This window comes from Streptomyces sp. NPDC056738 (genome assembly GCF_042790435.1).
Lineage (GTDB): Bacteria > Actinomycetota > Actinomycetes > Streptomycetales > Streptomycetaceae > Streptomyces.
Map to the genome: position 1 here is coordinate 744,036 of NZ_JBHTZF010000002.1, position 17,839 is coordinate 761,874.

At 68.5% G+C, this 17,839-nt stretch carries 18 protein-coding genes; 9 read left to right on the forward strand and 9 right to left on the reverse strand.

The window, feature by feature from the left end; genetic code table 11:
- Window positions 1-19: 19 nt before the first annotated feature.
- Entirely contained in the window at window positions 20-394 is a 375-nt protein-coding gene (locus tag ACFRIC_RS06970) for an HGxxPAAW family protein (protein WP_382780552.1), read from the forward strand.
- A gap of 204 nt (window positions 395-598) precedes the next feature.
- On the opposite strand, the gene ACFRIC_RS06975 is transcribed toward ACFRIC_RS06970, so the two are convergent.
- Both ACFRIC_RS06975 and ACFRIC_RS06980 read right to left on the reverse strand, forming a co-directional pair.
- Complete coding sequence (locus ACFRIC_RS06975; RefSeq protein WP_382780555.1) at window positions 599-1,111, reverse strand: SMI1/KNR4 family protein; 513 nt, start codon at window positions 1,109-1,111, stop codon at window positions 599-601.
- 94 nt (window positions 1,112-1,205) lie between these two features.
- Complete coding sequence (locus ACFRIC_RS06980; RefSeq protein WP_382780559.1) at window positions 1,206-2,321, reverse strand: PP2C family protein-serine/threonine phosphatase; 1,116 nt, start codon at window positions 2,319-2,321, stop codon at window positions 1,206-1,208.
- 284 nt (window positions 2,322-2,605) lie between these two features.
- Here ACFRIC_RS06980 and ACFRIC_RS06985 point away from each other — a divergent pair, with 284 nt between their 5' ends.
- Entirely contained in the window at window positions 2,606-3,382 is a 777-nt protein-coding gene (locus ACFRIC_RS06985; RefSeq protein ID WP_382780563.1) for a hypothetical protein, read from the forward strand.
- Window positions 3,383-3,728: 346 nt separating this feature from the next.
- On the forward strand, window positions 3,729-4,106 hold the full coding sequence (locus tag ACFRIC_RS06990; protein ID WP_382780566.1) for a hypothetical protein: 378 nt from the start codon (window positions 3,729-3,731) through the stop codon (window positions 4,104-4,106).
- Window positions 4,107-4,387: 281 nt separating this feature from the next.
- On the opposite strand, the gene ACFRIC_RS06995 is transcribed toward ACFRIC_RS06990, so the two are convergent.
- The gene (locus ACFRIC_RS06995) at window positions 4,388-4,636 is read right to left on the reverse strand and encodes a hypothetical protein (protein ID WP_382780569.1); all 249 of its coding nucleotides are present in this window, start codon (window positions 4,634-4,636) and stop codon (window positions 4,388-4,390) included.
- A gap of 343 nt (window positions 4,637-4,979) precedes the next feature.
- Between ACFRIC_RS06995 and ACFRIC_RS07000 the strand changes: the two genes are divergently transcribed.
- Window positions 4,980-5,270: a CPCC family cysteine-rich protein gene (locus ACFRIC_RS07000; RefSeq protein WP_382780572.1), complete on the forward strand. Its 291-nt coding sequence runs from the start codon at window positions 4,980-4,982 to the stop codon at window positions 5,268-5,270.
- A gap of 1,419 nt (window positions 5,271-6,689) precedes the next feature.
- On the opposite strand, the gene ACFRIC_RS07005 is transcribed toward ACFRIC_RS07000, so the two are convergent.
- On the reverse strand, window positions 6,690-6,866 hold the full coding sequence (locus ACFRIC_RS07005; RefSeq protein ID WP_382780575.1) for a hypothetical protein: 177 nt from the start codon (window positions 6,864-6,866) through the stop codon (window positions 6,690-6,692).
- A 1,607-nt stretch (window positions 6,867-8,473) separates the two neighbouring features.
- Here ACFRIC_RS07005 and ACFRIC_RS07010 point away from each other — a divergent pair.
- Window positions 8,474-9,475: a YdcF family protein gene (locus ACFRIC_RS07010; RefSeq protein WP_382780578.1), complete on the forward strand. Its 1,002-nt coding sequence runs from the start codon at window positions 8,474-8,476 to the stop codon at window positions 9,473-9,475.
- A gap of 470 nt (window positions 9,476-9,945) precedes the next feature.
- Here the strand turns inward: ACFRIC_RS07010 and ACFRIC_RS07015 are convergent, their stop codons facing one another.
- Window positions 9,946-10,587, reverse strand: coding sequence for a uridine kinase (locus ACFRIC_RS07015; RefSeq protein WP_382780581.1), 642 nt, complete (start codon window positions 10,585-10,587; stop codon window positions 9,946-9,948).
- 327 nt (window positions 10,588-10,914) lie between these two features.
- On the opposite strand from ACFRIC_RS07015, the gene ACFRIC_RS07020 reads away from it, so the two are divergent.
- Complete coding sequence (locus ACFRIC_RS07020; RefSeq protein WP_382780849.1) at window positions 10,915-11,343, forward strand: DUF4259 domain-containing protein; 429 nt, start codon at window positions 10,915-10,917, stop codon at window positions 11,341-11,343.
- Window positions 11,344-11,559: 216 nt separating this feature from the next.
- Here the strand turns inward: ACFRIC_RS07020 and ACFRIC_RS07025 are convergent, their stop codons facing one another.
- Window positions 11,560-12,678, reverse strand: a complete 1,119-nt coding sequence (locus ACFRIC_RS07025; RefSeq protein ID WP_382780584.1) for a fatty acid desaturase family protein — start codon at window positions 12,676-12,678, stop codon at window positions 11,560-11,562.
- A 7-nt stretch (window positions 12,679-12,685) separates the two neighbouring features.
- Complete coding sequence (locus tag ACFRIC_RS07030; protein WP_382780588.1) at window positions 12,686-13,741, reverse strand: ferredoxin reductase; 1,056 nt, start codon at window positions 13,739-13,741, stop codon at window positions 12,686-12,688.
- A gap of 87 nt (window positions 13,742-13,828) precedes the next feature.
- On the opposite strand from ACFRIC_RS07030, the gene ACFRIC_RS07035 reads away from it, so the two are divergent.
- Together ACFRIC_RS07035 and ACFRIC_RS07040 are read left to right on the forward strand one after the other, a co-directional pair.
- Complete coding sequence (locus ACFRIC_RS07035; protein ID WP_382780591.1) at window positions 13,829-14,968, forward strand: PucR family transcriptional regulator; 1,140 nt, start codon at window positions 13,829-13,831, stop codon at window positions 14,966-14,968.
- Between the two features lie 141 nt (window positions 14,969-15,109).
- Window positions 15,110-15,607 carry a DUF4265 domain-containing protein gene (locus ACFRIC_RS07040; RefSeq protein WP_382780593.1) on the forward strand — a complete coding sequence of 166 codons (498 nt, stop codon included), beginning with the start codon at window positions 15,110-15,112 and terminating at the stop codon, window positions 15,605-15,607.
- Between the two features lie 76 nt (window positions 15,608-15,683).
- Here ACFRIC_RS07040 and ACFRIC_RS07045 read toward each other — a convergent pair whose 3' ends face one another.
- On the reverse strand, window positions 15,684-16,127 hold the full coding sequence (locus tag ACFRIC_RS07045; RefSeq protein ID WP_382780595.1) for a hypothetical protein: 444 nt from the start codon (window positions 16,125-16,127) through the stop codon (window positions 15,684-15,686).
- Window positions 16,128-16,314: 187 nt separating this feature from the next.
- Between ACFRIC_RS07045 and ACFRIC_RS07050 the strand changes: the two genes are divergently transcribed.
- Window positions 16,315-16,788 carry a hypothetical protein gene (locus ACFRIC_RS07050; protein WP_382780598.1) on the forward strand — a complete coding sequence of 158 codons (474 nt, stop codon included), beginning with the start codon at window positions 16,315-16,317 and terminating at the stop codon, window positions 16,786-16,788.
- Between the two features lie 33 nt (window positions 16,789-16,821).
- On the opposite strand, the gene ACFRIC_RS07055 is transcribed toward ACFRIC_RS07050, so the two are convergent.
- Entirely contained in the window at window positions 16,822-17,400 is a 579-nt protein-coding gene (locus ACFRIC_RS07055) for an O-methyltransferase (protein WP_382780600.1), read from the reverse strand.
- Between the last annotated feature and the right edge of the window lie 439 nt (window positions 17,401-17,839).

Sequence of the window (17,839 nt, forward strand, 5' to 3'; positions counted from 1 at the left end):
GCTCTCGAGGGGCGAGATCATGTTCATCCACGGTGACGACGACCACGACTTGGGCCACACGGTCGCCGGCTGGAGCGGTGCGGGCATCGCGGTCCTGGGATTCGGACTGTGCGGACTCGCGCTGATCAAGGCATCGGGGCTTCTCGCGCTCGCCGGAGTGGCGGTACTGGTCCTGGCGCTGCTGACCACGTGGCTGCTGCACCTGACGGGCTGGGGCAAACCGAGTGGTCCTCGTCCCGCCTCCCAGTGGGACTGGCGGGTCAGGGACGTCACCGCCCGCGACGGTCACAGCGACTGCCTCGGCTGCCGGCTCGCGGGGCGGCGGACGTCTCGTGGGCAGGTCGCGGAGCGTCCCGCTGAGGGTGTTGTCGCCGATGCCGTTGCCGACGTCTGAGCCGGGCGGGTTCCTGCGGGGACCCCGCGGTCAGGGGATCTCCCGGATCACGGCATCTTGGTCATCGGGGCATCCCCATGCCATGCGCCTCCGTGGCCCGGCGCCTCCCGCGACCTCGGAGTCTCCCGGACCTCAGAGGCTCCCGGACCCCGGGAACTTCCGGACCTCGGTAACTTCCGGACCTTAGTAGCCTCCGGACCTCGCCTAGCTCAGCGACTCGAAGTACGGCCGCTCCGGTGCGGAGGCGCCCGCCATCACGTCCTCGCCCTTCAGGTACGCCAACAGCCAGTCGCTGAAGGCCATTTCGTAGAGGACGAACTCCCCACTGTCCATCTCCTGCACGCCCACGGCCCACGGTGCCGACGGCTCGTGCGGTACGCGCAGGAAGACCGTCTCCGCCGATGCGCCCGTCGCGATCGGCAACAGTTCCCCGGGGCGAGATCCCGCGCGGCTGGGAAGGAACTCCGCCGAATCCTCCTCCAGCCAGAACTCCATCGACTCCTTGATCTCTTCGCCGAGGTTCCTCGTCGGGTGGCCGGGGTGGTCGAGGACCAGCCCGCCGCTGATCAGGACGGGGCCGTAGGCGTCGGCAACGGCCCGGAAATCGGCGGGGAAGGCGACCCCGAGTTCCTGTTCCAGGCGCGTCCAGGGAGCGGGATCGGACCAATGGAAACCGGGTTCTCCCAGTAGCGCCTTGATCTCCTCGAGTGTTGCCATGGGTCTCCCCTAACGGGTACGGATGTGATCACCGGAGCATCCCATGCCCGGCCGCGGCCGGAAGCGGACCCCCGGCGTCGCCGACCCTCGCGGGTCATGCGGTCTCGGGTTCGTGGGTGATCGCCAGCAGCGCCATGTCGTCGGCCCGTCGGCCGCCCGTGTGCCGATGTACGTCGGCCAGCAGGGCGTCGAGGAGGGCGTCCGGACGGGCGTACCGCAACAGGTCGGACCTGGCGGCCGGCTCGTAGAACTCGCCCTTCGTGTTCCGGGCTTCCGTGAGTCCGTCGGTGTAGAGCAGCAGAGTGGCTCCCTTCGGGAACGTGACCGTGTCGACGTGCTCCGGACCGGCGGCGAGGGCGGTGAGGCCCAGGGGCAACGCCGGCAGGCTGGGTTCGATATATCGCACGGCATCCGGCAGCAACAGCATGGGTGCGGGGTGACCGCGGTTGACCAGACGGACCTTGTCCCCGTGCCGGGGGAACTCCGCCACCACGCTGGTGATGAAGCCTTCGAGTTCGGTCACGCCCCCGGACTGCTCGATCTCGAGAGCCACGGCTCGCTCCAGCCGTTCCACGAGCGCGGTGAGGCTGGGCTCCTGCAGGGCCGCCTCACGGAAGGTGCCGATGCTGTCCGCGACGGCCCTGACCGCGTTCAGACCCTTGCCGCGCACGTCGCCGATCACGCAGCGCACGCCGAACGGCGTATCGACCACGGCGAAGAGATCTCCGCCGATCTGCGCATCCGATTGCGCGGCCTCATAGCGAGCGGCGAACCGCAGCGGCCCGCTCGCCTTCGGCGGGTCGCGCAGGACGGCCCGCTGGACGGTGGCGGCGATGTCACGGGCCGACTGGAGCTGGGTGTGCAGGTGATGGAGGAGGCGGTTGAGGAGGACCGAGATCACGGCCACCGTCGCGACCATGGACAGTTCGCTGTACTCGGTGGCGGTCCCGTGGAAGCCGAAGTACCCGAACATGGCCAGGTCGAGGAGGAATGCCGCCACGCCGGTGGCGACGGTCCCGCGCAGGGACAGCAGGGGAGCCGCCGTGAGGATCGCGGCCGCGTAGAGAGCCGCGGCGCTGACCGTGGGCGGCGTGGCGAAATCGATCACCACGGCCGCGCACAGCAGAACCACCGGCAGCAGGGGCCTCCACTTTCCCAGCCGCTGCCACACCGTCAGCCCGGCCACGCGCTGCTCCAGACGTCGACTCATCTCCCGGCCGGCTCAGGCTATGGGCTGACCGTCCGTACGGCCGCCCCATCGCGCTCCGGCTCGCACGCCACCCGACGGCTATGACCCGAACGCCGCACACCGGAGGGACGCGCGGCGGGCGATCCGGCGACGAGTGCCGCCCGCGCGGGGCTGATAGCACACGAACCGCCGGCCGCCCGGCAACTCCCGACTTCGCGCTCCGTGGCGTCCCGGCCGCCTGAACAATGCGGTATCCGGTACGCCTGAACCATGCGGTATCCGGTACAGATCGAAGAGGGGATCCGGTGGCTCGTCGCACCAACACGTCCTGCCTGGGCATGGCAGTCAAGGGCTATCTGCTGCTGAACCTGTGGACGGCCATCGGCTACGCCCTGGCACTGCCGGTCACCCTGCCCGACCTGATGGCGTCTCAGGATCCACCGCTGCACGTCAAGGGCCCGGTGCAGTACGCGGTCCTCTACGGCGTGCCCGTCGTCGTCGCCGCGGGCCTGACCCTGTTCGCGAGCCGCCGACGGTCCGTCGCCCCATGGGCGGTCGCCGCTCGCGCCGCAGCGGTGCTCGTGCTCGCGCAGGTCGCCGCCCACTGGGCCGCGGCCCGCTTCGACGCGCCCGAGTGGAGTGCGCGCGCGATGGCGCAGTGCGGTGCCGCCGCGCTCACCGCGTACCTGTGTCTGGTGGCGGCGCGCCGGTGGGACGACCGCGGCCTCCCCTCGGGAAGCCGTCGCCCGGGTCCGGGCGAGATCTGGCACGCGGTGGTCCCGTTCCGGGACAACGAGGGCAGCAAGGAGCGCTACTGCGTGGTCATGCGGAGCCGTCCCCACTACGTGGAGGTCCTCAAGATCACCAGCCAGAACAAGGACCACCGCGACGACCACATCCGCATGCCCAACTACGGGTGGGACTTCACGTCGGGCAAAGACCACTGGGTCGAGATCGGCCTTCAGCCGCTCAGGGTTCCCTACCAGGATTTCACCGGCGGCCGCCCCAAGGGCCGCTGTCCCCGACCGGTCTGGCGCCGGCTGAGGTCCGAGAGCCCGGCACCCGCGCCATCCGCGGTGTAAGGGCAATTTCGTACATCTGCGGGTCACAGGTACGACACGAAGCGTTCGTGATCATGCACTCCAAGTCACACAGGCGCCACAATGGCGGCGCTCAAGTCGTCCTTGGGGGGACCATGCACGCAAGAACCAACGGCGTCGGCCTCACGACCGCGCCCACCTGCTGCGGAGCCGCAGTTCATCAACAGGGCAGGGCCGTACGCGCCAAGGGCGCCGCAGCCTCCCGATCCGCTGAATGCGGACCCGACTCGAACCTTGCGAACCTCTCGCAGGCCGGCTGGATGATCCGGGTCGCCGGACACCGGACCGGACCGATCAACTAGCCAGCTCGCGCAGAGGGGAATCCGCCATGCAACGCCGTGCCGCCACCGTCGCCGTCACCGCCGTCAGCGCCCTGCTCGTCTCCGCCCTTGGTGCCTGCAGCAGCGACTCGCCGTCCGAGAACTCCAAGTCGTCGCCGTCGTACGCAGCCGACAGCGTCAACGCGCGCTGCCGGGCCCAGGACTGGCCCCAGCCCATGCCCGACGTCCAGGGCGAGCCGTTCGACCCGCTCGGCAAGGACCTCAAGTGTTTCGACAACATCCAGGCCGTCGCACCCGACGGACACGACGTGATGAGCGACCCGGGCAGTGGGCTGGGTGCCTGGACCGTCGTATCCAGCACTCCGGGCCCGGGCGACAAGGTCGGGATCAACACACCGATCACGCTTGAGCTCCGGAGGGGATGAGAGCGCGAGGGACACGACCGCCGCCCCCTGGGGGAGGGGGCGCGCGGCCGACTATGAACACGGGCATGCACTCTCGCCGCCTGCGCCAAACCGGTCAGCCCTCGAGGACCTGTTCCGAAGGCCGGGGACCAGTCACGCACGGCGCCTGATGTGTTGGCACCAGCCGTTGAGGGTCGTTCTGGGGCCCGCCCAACGCGGCGTGAGCTTGCTCGCGCCTGCGGAGTGGCCCTCATGCCAAGTCCCGGTTCGCACTGCCGTATATGAGGAATCCGCCCTCGGCGTCAGTTCTTCCGGCGACGCCCCTGCGCATAGGGGCCATGGCGATCATGTTCCCGCCATTCCTCGTCATGAGGGTCACGGTCTTCGGCGCCCGCATTGTCTCCGGGAGTCGAGATGTGTTCCCCCTTGCTGACCTTGGCCAGCAGCGAGGCGAGGGGATCAGGGGGACCGTCGCTGAAGCGATCGGAGCCGCGCTCGGACGGCGGCCCCGGCTCTGTCTCGTCGTGCCGCGCCCGCGATGTCTCGCTCATGAGCAGCCCCCTCCGACTCCTGAGATGCACTCGAGGTCTTTCCCTGGAAGGCCGCGGGTAACCCGACTTCGCCGTTGCCCAGTTGAGCAAACTTGCCAGAAGCCGAATCATCATCGGACGCGCTCCAGACCTTCAATGCCCGCTCACGCACCGCGTGTTGGCTGCGCCACGGGAAGCGATGTGGACGGGCCGCCGGTCAGAAGGGCTTCCTGCCTGCTCCGCCGCAGTTCAGCCAAGTCGGCTCGCACCGAGGCCTCACGCTTCCCAAGCTCACGGCTCCAATGGCTGGGCAGCTCGTGTATAACGGCTCGCGATCCATGGCGATGCCAGACAGGATGCCGTGATGGACACTCCGTTCCTCAACATCCAAGGGAAGGCCGATGACGGTCCGCACCCCTGTCCCTGCTGCGGCTTCCTGACGCTCGGTGAGCGCAGCACCTTCGAGATCTGTCCGGTGTGCTTCTGGGAAGACGACGGGCAGGACGACCACGATGCGGATCGAGTGCGAGGCGGCCCCAACGGCCGGCTGAGCCTCACGGAAGCACGGAGGAACTTCCACTCGATGGGTGCTTGCGACGAGCGATGCACCCAGTTCGTACGCGCCCCACTGCCGAACGAACACCCCACGGTCTGACGTCACCAGCTGATATCAACATCGCCGAACGACAACGGATCACAGCGATTGAAACTGGACCACGGACCGTCTCTTGATCTCCAGCCTGACGGGTCACACGGGCTGACTGGCAAGTCCAGCCGATCAGAGAACCGTCTCCCGTCAAGCGCGTGACGCAGACTCAGGCCATGACACTTGGCCCCGTTGCACGCTGCGGGAGAGAGGAAGCGATGAAGTTGTCCCTAGGAACTTGGGTACGAGTCCGGCGAGCGCGCCGACAGCGCTGGGATGCAGACATCATCCGCGCCCTCCAGATCCCCGTCCCATGGCCCACGCAGGAACGAGCACGACAGCTGATCCAGCAGGGGAATTGGCGGGAAGCGAGCACCGAGATCACGGAAGCGACCGGCTACGACCGCCGGGAAGCCAGATGCGTCGTGCTCGCCCTGACGCACGGTTGCAAGGTCCCCACCCCTTGCCGCCTTCCTTGGACTCGGAGGCGACCGACCCCGAACGTCTCTGACGTCCACAGGTGACATCAACAGCGCTGGACGTGGACACCCATGCATGGCCCGGTACGTCCATCCTGATCAGGCGGGACCCTTGCCAGGACGCTCCCGGATCGAACCTACAAGGCGGATGCCGGCGGTTCGAAACCGTCCGCGCTGGACATCAGCCGACTCGTGGATGGTTCACGACAAGTGACGTCAGCGCCGTGTCACTGAGGCGGACGGAAGAAGGTGCGATGATTCGTTCGTGGTGACAGATGCCGAGTGGGCCCGGATTCGCAAGGGCCTGCGCTTCGGGCAGCTCTTCGAGGGCACTGTGGTGAAGGTTCCCAGGCCCGGTGCGATCGGGATCTTCGTGGACATCGGCCTGAGTGTCGGAGGCTTTGTCGACGTCCTGCTGCTGCCGGACGAGAGCGAGGACTGGCCGACGGAAGGCACGGTTGCCGAATTCGAGATCTGGTGGGCTGACAGCCGCCAGCAGATTCGGCTGAAGCCGTCCGATTCTCGGTATCTGCGGAACGACTTCACAGACTTCGTTGAACGCGTCCGTCCCAGTTGGCCTGCCGACGTCGGTCAGCCCGTTCGTGACCCGGGGCCTGTCACCCCCGACGAGTTGCGGGCCCGCTTCGCTCCGATGGGTCGTCGGCCAGGCCAGCTCCCCCTGAGGCTGGACAAGTGGCGGACGCTCCCAGCGGAACCTAGCTGGCCGCGGCTTCGGTACGGGCTGGGGAGCTGGCGAGTCGGTAGGAGTCGAGGTCCTGCTCGCCGCCGCGAACCCTCCCCCTCCTGACGGGTGCTCCTCGTGGAACGTGTGTCGGATCCGTCCGGCCGGCGAAGTACGCGGCTTCACTCGCCCACCCGCTGCCGGGTGCGGCGGCGGAGCAGTTCCATCGCACTCAGGTCGCGCCCGACAGGCGCTGCGGCACGCCAGTCAGAGGCCTTTGGCGGAGAGGTAGATCCGGTGGCGAATGGGCGTCCCGTTGCTGCCGGACCAGACAACCCAGGCGGCGATGGAGCCGTCTGCATCGTGGCTGCTCTCGCGGCCGGCCATGGCGACCGTGTGCCGCAGGCGTCGGGCCAGCGCCCGGTCGAGGATGAGTGGTCCCACGCCGTGGACGGGCTCAAGTGTGGGGCCAGGCTGTTGCACGAGGTGCGTACGGGCACGAACTAGCCAGCCCTCAGCCGCAGTCCGCCGGCCTCGTCATCCTGCACACCGCTGGAAACCTACTGGGGTTCGGTGCGGGCAGATTCGGGGAACATCGAGGGCTTCGTGAGTGGCGAGCCCTTCAGGCACGGAGTGTTCGCGAGCACGTTCGTCTCGCCGGAGCCCTTCACGTAGGAGACGAAGATGGTGAATTCCCCGAATTTGCCCGGGGATGTATATCGCCTTCTATTGTCATGCATGCGCCATCCCCCCATGGTCCAACCCTGCTTCTCGAGGTCGGCTCGGACTTTGGGGCCGACGTCCGGAGACCGCACCCCCTGTAGGAGCGACATGGTTACCGTGTGTCTCGCGGTGCCCGGATCCTGGCAGTCGGGAGCGGTCTCCACTGCGGGATGCACGGCGCCGATCGGGGGCGGTCCTGACTTCCGTGCGGCCGTGGTCACCTGGAGCAACAGCTCGTGGAGGCGCTCATCCGCTTGGTCGAGCGTGGTGGTGGTAGTCAATGACTGCGTGGTGGCCGGAGTCGATGATTGTGTGATGGCCGAGGTCGATGGCTGTGTGGTGGAGGCGGGGGAGGCCTGTGGGTCCGAGCAGGCCGTGACCAGGGCGAGAGTTCCAAGAGCGGAGCATATGGATACTCGACGTTGACGCACTGTTTCCCCTAGATGATCGCAAAGAGAGCCGATGGTATCTCCAGAGGTCCGGCCGGGCCATGGGGCTTCCTGGGGGCCGTCGGGGGTCGTCCATCGCTACTGGAACTCGGTGGTTGCCTCGCTTCAGCAGTGACCTGGTCGATGATCGAGTGTTGGACGCCCTCGGCGTAAGCCGACGCCCTGGACGGCATCCCCTTCACCCGCGGCACGGTGATACGGGCGGGCACCCTCAGGACCCGGAAGCGGGGCTGAACCCTGGAGGATCTCGCGACCTGGGTGACGTAAGGGGCCGCGGGATCCGACGACCTTCCTTCGAAGGGCACTGCGAACCGCCGGTAGGGGTGCGCCTGGTCGCCGCCATCATGAGCGCTCCGCTCTTCGACCGCGCCTGCCAAGCACCGGTTTTGTTCTATACAGCAGGCCCTTCTGCTTGCTCGGCGGCCTGCCGCTCCCGGCGTTTTGCCCGCGTGCCGTTGCCAGGCTCGTCCTGGGTGTCCCAGCCGGGTTCTGGGCCAGGATCACGCGTCGGGACCTTTGTGACGTTCAGGCCGGCCGCGCAGTCGCAGGCGTGCTGACTCGTGTCGCATGTCAGGAGTCGGACACATCGGGTCGGGGCCGTTCCCTCGCCCACGAAGGGCACGGGCGGGCGTCCCTGTTCGTCCATCCACGGCACTTCGGTCAGACGCACGCTGCGTTCCTGCCCGTCGGCCACGCGCAGGCGCGGCGGAACACCCCTGGATGGCATCGGGGCCCGCCTGCGTACGGCGGGCCCGGACGAGTCTGCGAGGATGTCCGGCGGCCGTCCGCACCGGGCCCAGCAGCGCTGCGCGGGTCCGGGAATGCGCAGGCGGCGACAGGATCTGGCCCGGCGGGCGGGAGAGCGGAGTGGTGGGGGACGTGCCGGAGTACCCGGAGTACGTTGCCGCGGCGGTGTTCGCCGTGGGCAGCGTCGTCCATGCTGCGCTGGCGCCGCACCGGTTCTCCACCGCTGTCCTGTTCTGCCTCGCGGTGACGTCGGCCGGGCTCGGAGGGGCCGCCCGCAGTGCGGAGACGCACCCCACCGTCGTGACCGTGCTCGCCCTCGCCGCCCTGCTCATGACGCTCGTGCTGGGGCTGCTCCTGCTGGTCGACGGCATCGTCCTGGTCCGGCGCTACGGACCGCAGGCGTCCCTGCTGGCCACCGGCGCCGCCGGCTGTGCCCTGCTGGCGGTGCTCGGCCTCGACGCAGTCGTCCAGACAGTCGGGGGCAAGGTGGCCGGTGCCCTCTTGGTGGCGGTGAACGCGGCTGCCGGATACCTCAGCCTGCTCTTCCTCGTCTTCACCATCTACGTGTTCGTCCGGGGCCGCAGCACCCCGCCGCCGGACACCACCCATGTCGTCGTCCTGGGCGCCGGGCTCAATGGCGACCGGCCCGGTCCGCTGCTGCGCCGCAGGCTGGAGCGGGCCCTCGCGGTCGACGCCGCCGGCGCACCGGACGCAGCCGGTGTGGTGTTCGTCGTCTCGGGCGGTCAGGGCGGCGACGAGGTGCGCTCCGAGGCGGACGCCATGGCCGACTACCTGCGCGCCCGCGGGGTGGACGCCGACCGGATCGTGCGGGAGGACCGCTCCGTGAACACCGGGCAGAACCTCCGCTTCAGCGCGGCCCTCATGGACCGCACCGCCGCTTCCGGGCACCGTGCCACGGTGGTCACCAGCGGCTTCCACGTCTACCGCACGGCCCTGCTGGCCCGTCGCGCCGGCGTTCCTGTCCACGTCGTGGGCGCGCCGACCTCCCCCGCGTACTGGCTCTCCGCGACCCTGCGCGAGTTCGTCGCCGTCTTGTGGTTGGACCGACTGCCCCTGATCGGGCTCAGCCTGCTGCTGGCGGTGCCCGTGGCGACAGCGGTCTTCCAGCACTGAGGCACCCGTTGTGCGTGTCGCCCCGGGCAGCAGGGTCGGCCTGGCTTCGCCGGCAGCCCGCGCCCGCGCCGAACGGTTGACCGGCTCCGATCAACAACACGCTGGCCGCCTACAGGCCCGGTCCTGCGAGTCCGATCGCAGGCGACCTTCACGGACTCACAGTGACTGACGGATCCCCCCAGCAGGCCTCAGCAATCGTCCCGCCCATAGTTGGGTATCGAGGGGCAGGGAGGCTGGACCTCGAGCTGTGGCGGGCGAGGAGGAGCGGTCATAGCCAGGCTTTGATCACGCAGGCTCGAAGCCGGCCACTTGGGGCGAGCCTCGAAAATCATGGCTCGCCCCCGCAGTTCGCCCGGCTGCAGGTGAACTGGATAGGTCGTGATTCGACTGAGAGCCTGCCGGGGTTGGGCTGTGTTGGCGGACGCGTAATCACGTGGCGTCCCACCCCGGGGCCTGTGCCCCGGGGCACGTCACACCGCGAATGCCGGGACCCCGGGAGTACGTGTCATACCGCGCACCGCGCGCGCCCGCGAGGGCGCCGCCGGCTGCGGCGCGAGGGCCGGCCCGATCAGGGGCATGACGGCCGCCAGCATCTCGTCCTCGCTCGCGGTCCCGTCCACGACCAGATCGGCCGCCGCCCGGGAGGGCGCGACGTGGTCTGCGTGGCGGTCCCTGCCGGTCTGCAGATAGTTGCGCAGGGACAGTCGGGGGTCCTGCCGCTGCGTCTCGATCTTCCGGAGGATCTTGCGGGCCAGGCGTATGTCGTCGGGGGTGTCGACGTACACCCGCCACGCCGCCCGCCGGACCACGGACGGCAGTGACAGCGCGAACAGGCCCTCGACCACCACCAGCAGGACGCCGGGGCGCAGCAGCGCCGCGTCGATGGCGTGGGCCACCGCTGTCTCGTCGATCGACCCGGGATGGTTCCAGTCGAGGACGGCGTGCCCGTCGGCACTGACCGTCCAGACACCCATCAGGGGGTCGTGCGCGGGCACGTAGTAGTCGTCCAGGTGGACCAGGGCCACGCTCTCGGGACACTGCAGCGACAGGGCTTCGGCAAGGGTGGACTTGCCGGATGCGGTGCCGCCTGCGACCGCCATTACACCCGTCATACCGGGCGCTCCTCATGTGCTCAAAGGGGATAAACGAAGCGGCCGGACAAGCCGGGTGCAGGGAATGTACGGCGTCGTGATCGCCTATGGCAAGCACGGAGACGCGGCCCGGTTCAGCAGAGGCCAGGACCGCGGTTTTCGGGAGACCCGGGTGCGGTCGAGGGGCATGTCGACCGGATCAAGATGCTCAAGCGCCAGATGCTCGAGCGCGCCGGCTTCGCCCTTCTGCGGAGGCGTGTACGGCTCGTACAGCCGTACGGCTGTACGGTGATCGCGATGTCGGTGGCTGATGCGAGGATCCTGGCGCAGCTACCCGAGGAGATCGACATGGGCACCTGGGACACCGGCCCCTTCGACAACGACACCGCCGCGGACTTCGCCGATGTTCTCGACGACGCCGAACCCGAGGAGCGCGAGGCATTGGTCCGTGGAGTCCTCGCGCGCACCGTCGACGCCAACGGCTGGCTCGCCGAAGGAGAAAAGGCGGTGGCGGCCGCCGCGCTGATCGCGGCGCAATGCCCTGGCGGCGACCCGATCGACACACCTTACGGCCCTGAAGAACCCATGCCCGTCTTCGCTGCCGATCTCCGGACGCTCGCGGACGATGCCCTCGCTCGCGTCATGAGCGAGGAGGCCGGGCCGGCCTCGAACTGGGTCGACCCGGAGAAATGGAAGCGGTGGCGAGGCAACGTCAACCGCCTTCGCACGGTGCTTGCACCGCCACCGCCGACCATCCCGCTGTTCGAGATCGAGTAATGACAGAGCGTCACACGCCACGAAACCCGTGCTCATGAACAACGCCGGGCGCATGTCCAGACAGCGCAGCCGGGCACTGGGCTGCCCGGCACCCGTGACGTACGGTCCGATGTCGCGGCTGCCCACCGGCACCGTCCGCAACGGGTCTCACCGAACACGGATCTCACCGTACCGGCGGTGTCGCCGGTACGGCCGAGAGATCTGAACCTCTGAAGGTCAGGCCGCGACGAGCTCCCGCTCGAGGTCCGGCGTCTTGACCTTGGGCTTCTTGTTCGGCAGGGAGAGCCGGAAGACCTTGTGCCACGCGGAGAACACCTGCTTGGGCAGCGGCCCGGTGACGTACTCCAGCTCGTACTTCTCGAACAGTGCGCGCACCTTCACGGCGACCTCGGCGTACCGGTTGCTCGGCAGGTCCGGGAACAGGTGGTGCTCGATCTGGTGCGACAGGTTGCCGGTCATGAAGTGCATGGCCTTGCTGCCGCTGATGTTGGCCGAGCCCATCATCTGGCGCAGGTACCACTGGCCGCGCGTCTCGCCCTTGATCGACCGGCGCTCGAAGACCTGCACGCCCTCGGGGAAGTGCCCGCACATGATCACCGAGTGGGACCAGATGTTGCGGACCAGGTTCGCGGTGAACGTGGCGGCGAGGGTGGTGAGGAACGACGGGCCCGAGAGCAGCGGGTGGATCACGTAGTCCTTGAGCACCTGCTTGCGGATCTTGCGGCCCACGGCCTTGGCCCGCTCGCGGAACTCCGGGTTCTTGCGGCGGCGCTTGTGCAGGTTCTTGCCCAGCTCCAGGTCGTACGCCGCGATGCCGTACTCGAAGAAGCAGGCGTTGAGGAAGTTCCACAGCGGCTGGCCGAGGTGGAACGGGTGCCACTTCTGGTCCTCGTCGACGCGCATGATGCCGTAGCCGAGGTCGTTGTCCTTGCCGATCACGTTGGTGTACGTGTGGTGCAGCTCGTTGTGCGAGTGCTTCCACTGATCGGACGGCGAGACGTGATCCCACTCCCAGGTGGTGGAGTGGATCTTCGGGTCCCGCATCCAGTCCCACTGTCCGTGCAGGATGTTGTGGCCGATCTCCATGTTGTCCATGATCTTCGCCACGGACAGACCGGCGGTGCCGAGCACCCATGCGGGCGGGAAGAACGAGAACAGCAGCACGCCCCTGCTGACCAGCTCGAGCTTGCGCTGCGCCGAGATGACCTTGCGGATGTAGGCGGCGTCCTTCTCTCCGCGGCCGGCGATCACCTCGTCGCGGATCGCGTCCAGCTCGCGGCCGAGCTCCTCGATCTGCTCCGCGGTCAGGTGGGCGGTGGGGTCGATGGCGGTCAAGGTGCTCCTACCGTTCGATGTCGCAGGGGCCCGCGGCGGCGGACACGCAGGTCTGGATGAGGACGCCCGGCTCGGCTTCGGTGATCTCGCCGGTGCGCAGGTCGCGGACGGCGCCAGCCTTGAGCGGCGTGATGCAGCCGAAGCAGATGCCCATGCGGCACCCGGAGGGCATGAGCACGCCGGCCTCCTCGCCGACGTCCAGCAGCGGCGTGGCGCCGTCCGCGTCGACGGTCTTGCCGGTGGCGCTGAACGTGACCTCGCCGCCGTCGCCCGCGACGACGATGCCGGGGCGGAAGCGTTCGGTGTGTAGGCGCTCTTGTACGCCGTGATCGGCCCAGTGCTTCTCGGCGGCGTCGAGCAGGCCCGCGGGCCCGCAGGCCCAGGTCTCGCGCTCGGCCCAGTCGGGCACGAGTTCGTCGAGACGGGCGATGTCGAGCATGCCGTCCGTGTCGGTGTGCACCTCGGTGAGCCGCAGCTTCTTGTCCGCGGCCAGGTCGTGCAGTTCGCTGCGGAAGATCACGTCCTGCGGCCGTGGCGCGCAGTGGACCATGACGACGTCGTCGAACTCGGTGTCGCGCAGCATGCCCATCACGGGAGTGATGCCGCTGCCGGCGGTCAGGTAGAGCACCTTGGCGGGCTTGGCCTGCGGCAGCACGAAGTCACCGGTCGCCTGGTCGAGCTGGATCAGCGTGCCCGGCTTTGCTCTGCGCACCAGGTGGTTGCTGACCTTGCCGTCGGGGATCGCCTTCACCGTGATCGTGAGGCGGCCGTCCTCGCGGTTCGTCGGGGAGGTGATGGAGTAGGCACGCCACAGGCGCACCCCGTCGACGTCGACCCCGATCCGTACGTACTGACCGGCCGTGTGGCCGCGCCAGCCCCGTCCCGGCCTGATCACGATGGTCGCGGCGTCACCCGTCTCGGGGTGCACGGCCTCGATACGCCCCCGCAGGTCGGCGCCCGCACGCAGCGGGCTGACCAGGTCGAGGTAGTCCGACGGCAGCACCGGCGTCGTGACCATCTCCAGCAGCTTCCATGCCCTGCTGCGGAGGGCTGTGCTCGTCATGGTGCCAGCTTGCTGCGTCTCAGGGCGTAAAGTCCTGACCGTAGGACGTGAATCTGATCGACGGAATTGTTCGCGGGGAATAAGAACGTGAGCCATGTAACCCAGCGGGCCAGCGAGCTGGCCCTGGACGAGACGACGGTCACCGCGCTTCGGGCCGCGCTGAAGACCACCGCCGACGAGGTCGTCCAGGCGATCATCGATGAAGTCCCTTCCTACGCCAACGCCCTTTCGGGCAGCATGGGCGGCACCATCCGCCGAGCGGTCCGCACCGCCCTGGGGCACTACCTGGACCTCGCCAGCGGGAACGCCGCAGGCGGCGACGGCGGTGACGCGGCCTACGAGCTGGGCCGCGGCGAGGTGCGCGACGGCCGTTCGATGGACGCCCTGCTCAGTGCCTACCGCGTCGGTGCCCGTGTGGCCTGGCGATGCCTGGCGGCGGGTGCCGTACCCGCGGGTCTGCCCGCCGCCGAGGTCGCCAAGTTCGCCGAGCTGACCTTCGCCTACATCGACGAGCTCTCCGCCGCGAGCGCCGCGGGCCACGCCGACGAGCTGGCCGCCCGGGGCAGGGATCACGAGCGGCACCTGGAACACCTGGCCCGCGACCTCCTCGCCGGCGCGAGCCCGGACGTGCTGCTGGCCTCCGTTCAACGGGCCGGGTGGCAGCCTCCGGTTTCACTGACCGCGGTCCTGCTCCCCGCCGCCCAGGCCCGGCCTGCCTACCGTGCGCTCGACCCGAGCACCCTCGTCCTCGACGATCTGCCGGACGCCACCGGTGTGTTGCTCGTCCCCGACGCCGACCGATCACATCTCCTGCGGCAGATGACCGACCGCACCGCCGTGGTCGGCCCGGCCCGGCCATGGACACGTGCGTCCGCCTCGTACGCACGAGCCGTACGCGCGCGCTCCCTCTCCTCCGAGATCCGCGACACCGAGGACCATCTGCCCGAACTGGTGCTGACCGCCGACATGGACGCGTTCGCGGACCTGCGTGCACGGGCCCTCGCACCGTTGCGGACCTTGCCCGTCGCGACCGCACGGCGGCTGGAGGAGACCTTGCGGGAGTGGCTGCTGCACCAGGGCAGACGGGACGAGGTGGCGGCGGCACTGTTCGTCCATCCTCAGACGGTCCGGTACCGGATGGCGCAGGTGAGGGAGCTGTTTCCGGATCTCGCGTCGCCACAGCGGGTCCTTGAACTGACGCTGGCGGTGGGGCTTCGGGGCAACTGATGGGTACATCGGCCGTCCGCGGCCGCGTCCGCGAGCGGTCCAGGGATCGCGCCTCGTTGTGGGTGTCATCTGCTGGTTCATGCCGCCCGGGGACGGGCGGTAGCTGATGCCCATGTGGATGGCCATGTGGATGATGGCCCGGTGACGAACATCAGCGACGCCCACGTGAAGGTCCACTTCCAGTTGGAGGTGGACGAGGACGGCTGGCCGCCGGCGAGTGTCGAGAGCCTGTGGGCAGTCGATCTCGGCGATGGAACGGTGCGTCTGGACAACACTCCTTGGTTCGTCCGCGGAGTCGCGAGCGGCGACGTCGTCCGTGTGGACGCCGATGACGACGGGCTGCATTGGGCCGTGGAGACCGTTCATCCCTCGGAGAACTGCACCATTCGATTGATCGTGCTGAAGGACGGACGCTCTGCCGCGGCTCGGCAGGCTGTCTTGGACACCTTCCACCGACTCGGCACCACCGGCGAGGGCATCGAACAGTTCGGGATGGTCGCACTGAAGGTTCCGCCGGATGCGGACATTCAGCGGATCCAGACGCTGTTGAAGCAAGGCGAGGCGGAAGGCCGGTGGGAGTGGGAAGAAGGTTGCGTCACGGCCGCGTGGGAAGCTGGCGCGGGCAATCAGGATGGCTGAACGTTACGAGGCGGGCTCGGGCCGGCTACCGGACGCGAGAGCGTGCCACTGGCTACGTGGCTCCATCCTCTGAGAATCAGTTCGTGGAGTCCCATTCGTCTGAGGTCATCGGCCTGGCGTCGGGGTAGCGCCGTCGTATCTCACTCAGCACCCACGCGTCGGCTGTGCGGACGTCCCACCTGGAACTGTCGAACTCCCTCAGGGTCAGTACGAGTTCGTTGCCCGCGTAACCCTCGAAGTCTGCATCGACCGCCTGCAGATAGGGCGCGTCCATGGCCAGCAATTCAAGGGTGGGGATTCCGGTGCCTGCTGAAGCCTTCATCATGCGAGCGAACGCCGGGTGTGGCTGCTCCTCGAACATCTGAGCCTTCCACGTCAGCCCGAGTCCGTAACTCCCCAGTCGAACCAGAAGCTCAGCCAGGGTGACGTAGCGGCGATCAGCCGGGCGGTCCGAGTGAAGGGCATCGTCCCGCCAGGCCGCGAAGGTGACCATCTGCATGACGGAGGGCGTCTCGTTCATTGGCTCAGCAACCTGCTTCGATCTCGGACAGCCGCTACTTCCGGTTCCTCCATTGTCCGAGCTCGCACCATCCAGAAGAAGCGGATTATGTCTCGACCGGGTCCGTGGGGGCACGGCAAGGCAATCAGGGCGCACAGGTGATTGGGCGACGGGACAGCCCCTAGGCTCTCGGTGAAAGGCAGGTGCGGTGGACATCACGGTGCAGTGGATCAAGACGTCCTGGACGAAGCAGTCTCGGGGCGGGGAGGCCGCTGCCCGCAGGAACGCGACGCCGGTCGGCTTTCCCTTGCCTCAAGTGCCCTCTGGATTTACCCACTTCGTCCAGATGTCCGAGCGTGATGGCTTCGAGCCGTGCTCAAGCCGGAGGGGCCTTCGCGAGATCGGTGTCAGCCTGCGCGACGAAGGTGACCGGCTCCGAGTGCTCGCTCGTGTGGAACCGCTCTTCGGGTTGCCGCCTCGGACACGCAGGCCGCCGGCAGTTCGACTGCTTCCCGGGCAGTGGGTTCGCTGGCAGTTGAACTACCGGTTCTCCAGCGCCCTGGGCATCCGCGGTTGGTCGTACTGGCTCGACACGTTCAACATCGCCTACGGTCCCGTCGGCCAGGATGTCTTCCTGTCGGAGCCGACCGTGATCGTCGATGAATGCGGGCCCGTTCGCTAGCGCGGCCTGACCTGGCTCAGCAGGTGCTGACCGTCAGGCGGTGCGCACCGCCATCAGCAGTCCGCTCGCCCATGCCATGCGGACGCACCGGAAGTCCTCGCGTTCGTCCAGTTCGGACAGAAGGCGTTTGACGGATGCTTCGTGGCCCTCCGGCCAGCCGGGCTGGGGTATGAGGTCGTCGATCAGGTAGATCCCGCCGGGGGCCACGAGGTCCAGGGCCTGGTCGAGGTGGGTGAACTTGCCTGGCCAGGTGTCCGCGAAGACGAGGTCGAAGGGGGCGCCGTCGAAGTCTTCGAGCCATGCGCCGCCGTCTCCGGAGACGAACGTCACCCGCGGGTCGGCGCCCAGCTGTTCTTGGGCGAAAACCTGGAGGGCGGGGTCGAGTTCGACGGTGGTCAGACAGGAATCGGGGTCCATGCCGCTGAGGAGCCAGGCCGTGCCCTCTCCAACTCCGGTGCCGAGTTCGAGGATCCGGCCCCCGGGCCGGGCGGCAGCGAGTGCTGCCAGCAGGCTTCCTGTGCGGTCTTCGCTGGACATGATGAAGCCCGCGTCGCGCGCCTTGGAGCGCAATGCCGGCAGGGCGGTCGGGATGCGGCTCGGTGTGTCGTCCATGCGCCGATGATGTGGGGACCACGTCGTCGCGGGCAACGTGAATTCTCGTCTTGCGTGTCGGCGGCGGCAGACCACCGACGACGAAGCCGACCGCGTACCGGGCCACGCGGGGCGGCCGCCAGTCGGACGACGATGAAGACGACCTCTCCCACCTTCAGACCGATCAGTTGAGTCACCCGCTCGTTGCCATTGCCGCTGCCGCTGCCGCTGCCGCTGCCGCTGCCGCTGTGGGGCTGAGCGAGAAGGACTGGCGCGGGCGCACCCCGCCGCAGCGCCCCTCCCGGGCGTTGCCGCGCCATGGCGATCAACTGGCCACCGGCCAGAGCGGATCCGACAGGAGGCCTGGATCGGTCAACGGTGGCGAGCGGCAGGGCTCCCAGGCTGCGGCGAGGCGAACGGCGAAGTGCACCTCGGCGTCCGGGCCAAGGACTCTCCGACT

Bases quoted from the DNA above. Each gene is read 5' to 3' on its own strand.
- ACFRIC_RS06970 (WP_382780552.1), top strand. From the start codon at position 20: ATGTTCATCCACGGTGACGACGACCACGACTTGGGCCACACGGTCGCC.
- ACFRIC_RS06975 (WP_382780555.1), bottom strand. From the start codon at position 1,111: ATGGCAACACTCGAGGAGATCAAGGCGCTACTGGGAGAACCCGGTTTC.
- ACFRIC_RS06980 (WP_382780559.1), bottom strand. From the start codon at position 2,321: ATGAGTCGACGTCTGGAGCAGCGCGTGGCCGGGCTGACGGTGTGGCAG.
- ACFRIC_RS06990 (WP_382780566.1), top strand. From the start codon at position 3,729: ATGCAACGCCGTGCCGCCACCGTCGCCGTCACCGCCGTCAGCGCCCTG.
- ACFRIC_RS06995 (WP_382780569.1), bottom strand. From the start codon at position 4,636: ATGAGCGAGACATCGCGGGCGCGGCACGACGAGACAGAGCCGGGGCCG.
- ACFRIC_RS07000 (WP_382780572.1), top strand. From the start codon at position 4,980: ATGGACACTCCGTTCCTCAACATCCAAGGGAAGGCCGATGACGGTCCG.
- ACFRIC_RS07015 (WP_382780581.1), bottom strand. From the start codon at position 10,587: ATGACGGGTGTAATGGCGGTCGCAGGCGGCACCGCATCCGGCAAGTCC.
- ACFRIC_RS07020 (WP_382780849.1), top strand. From the start codon at position 10,915: ATGGGCACCTGGGACACCGGCCCCTTCGACAACGACACCGCCGCGGAC.
- ACFRIC_RS07030 (WP_382780588.1), bottom strand. From the start codon at position 13,741: ATGACGAGCACAGCCCTCCGCAGCAGGGCATGGAAGCTGCTGGAGATG.
- ACFRIC_RS07045 (WP_382780595.1), bottom strand. From the start codon at position 16,127: ATGAACGAGACGCCCTCCGTCATGCAGATGGTCACCTTCGCGGCCTGG.
- ACFRIC_RS07055 (WP_382780600.1), bottom strand. From the start codon at position 17,400: ATGGACGACACACCGAGCCGCATCCCGACCGCCCTGCCGGCATTGCGC.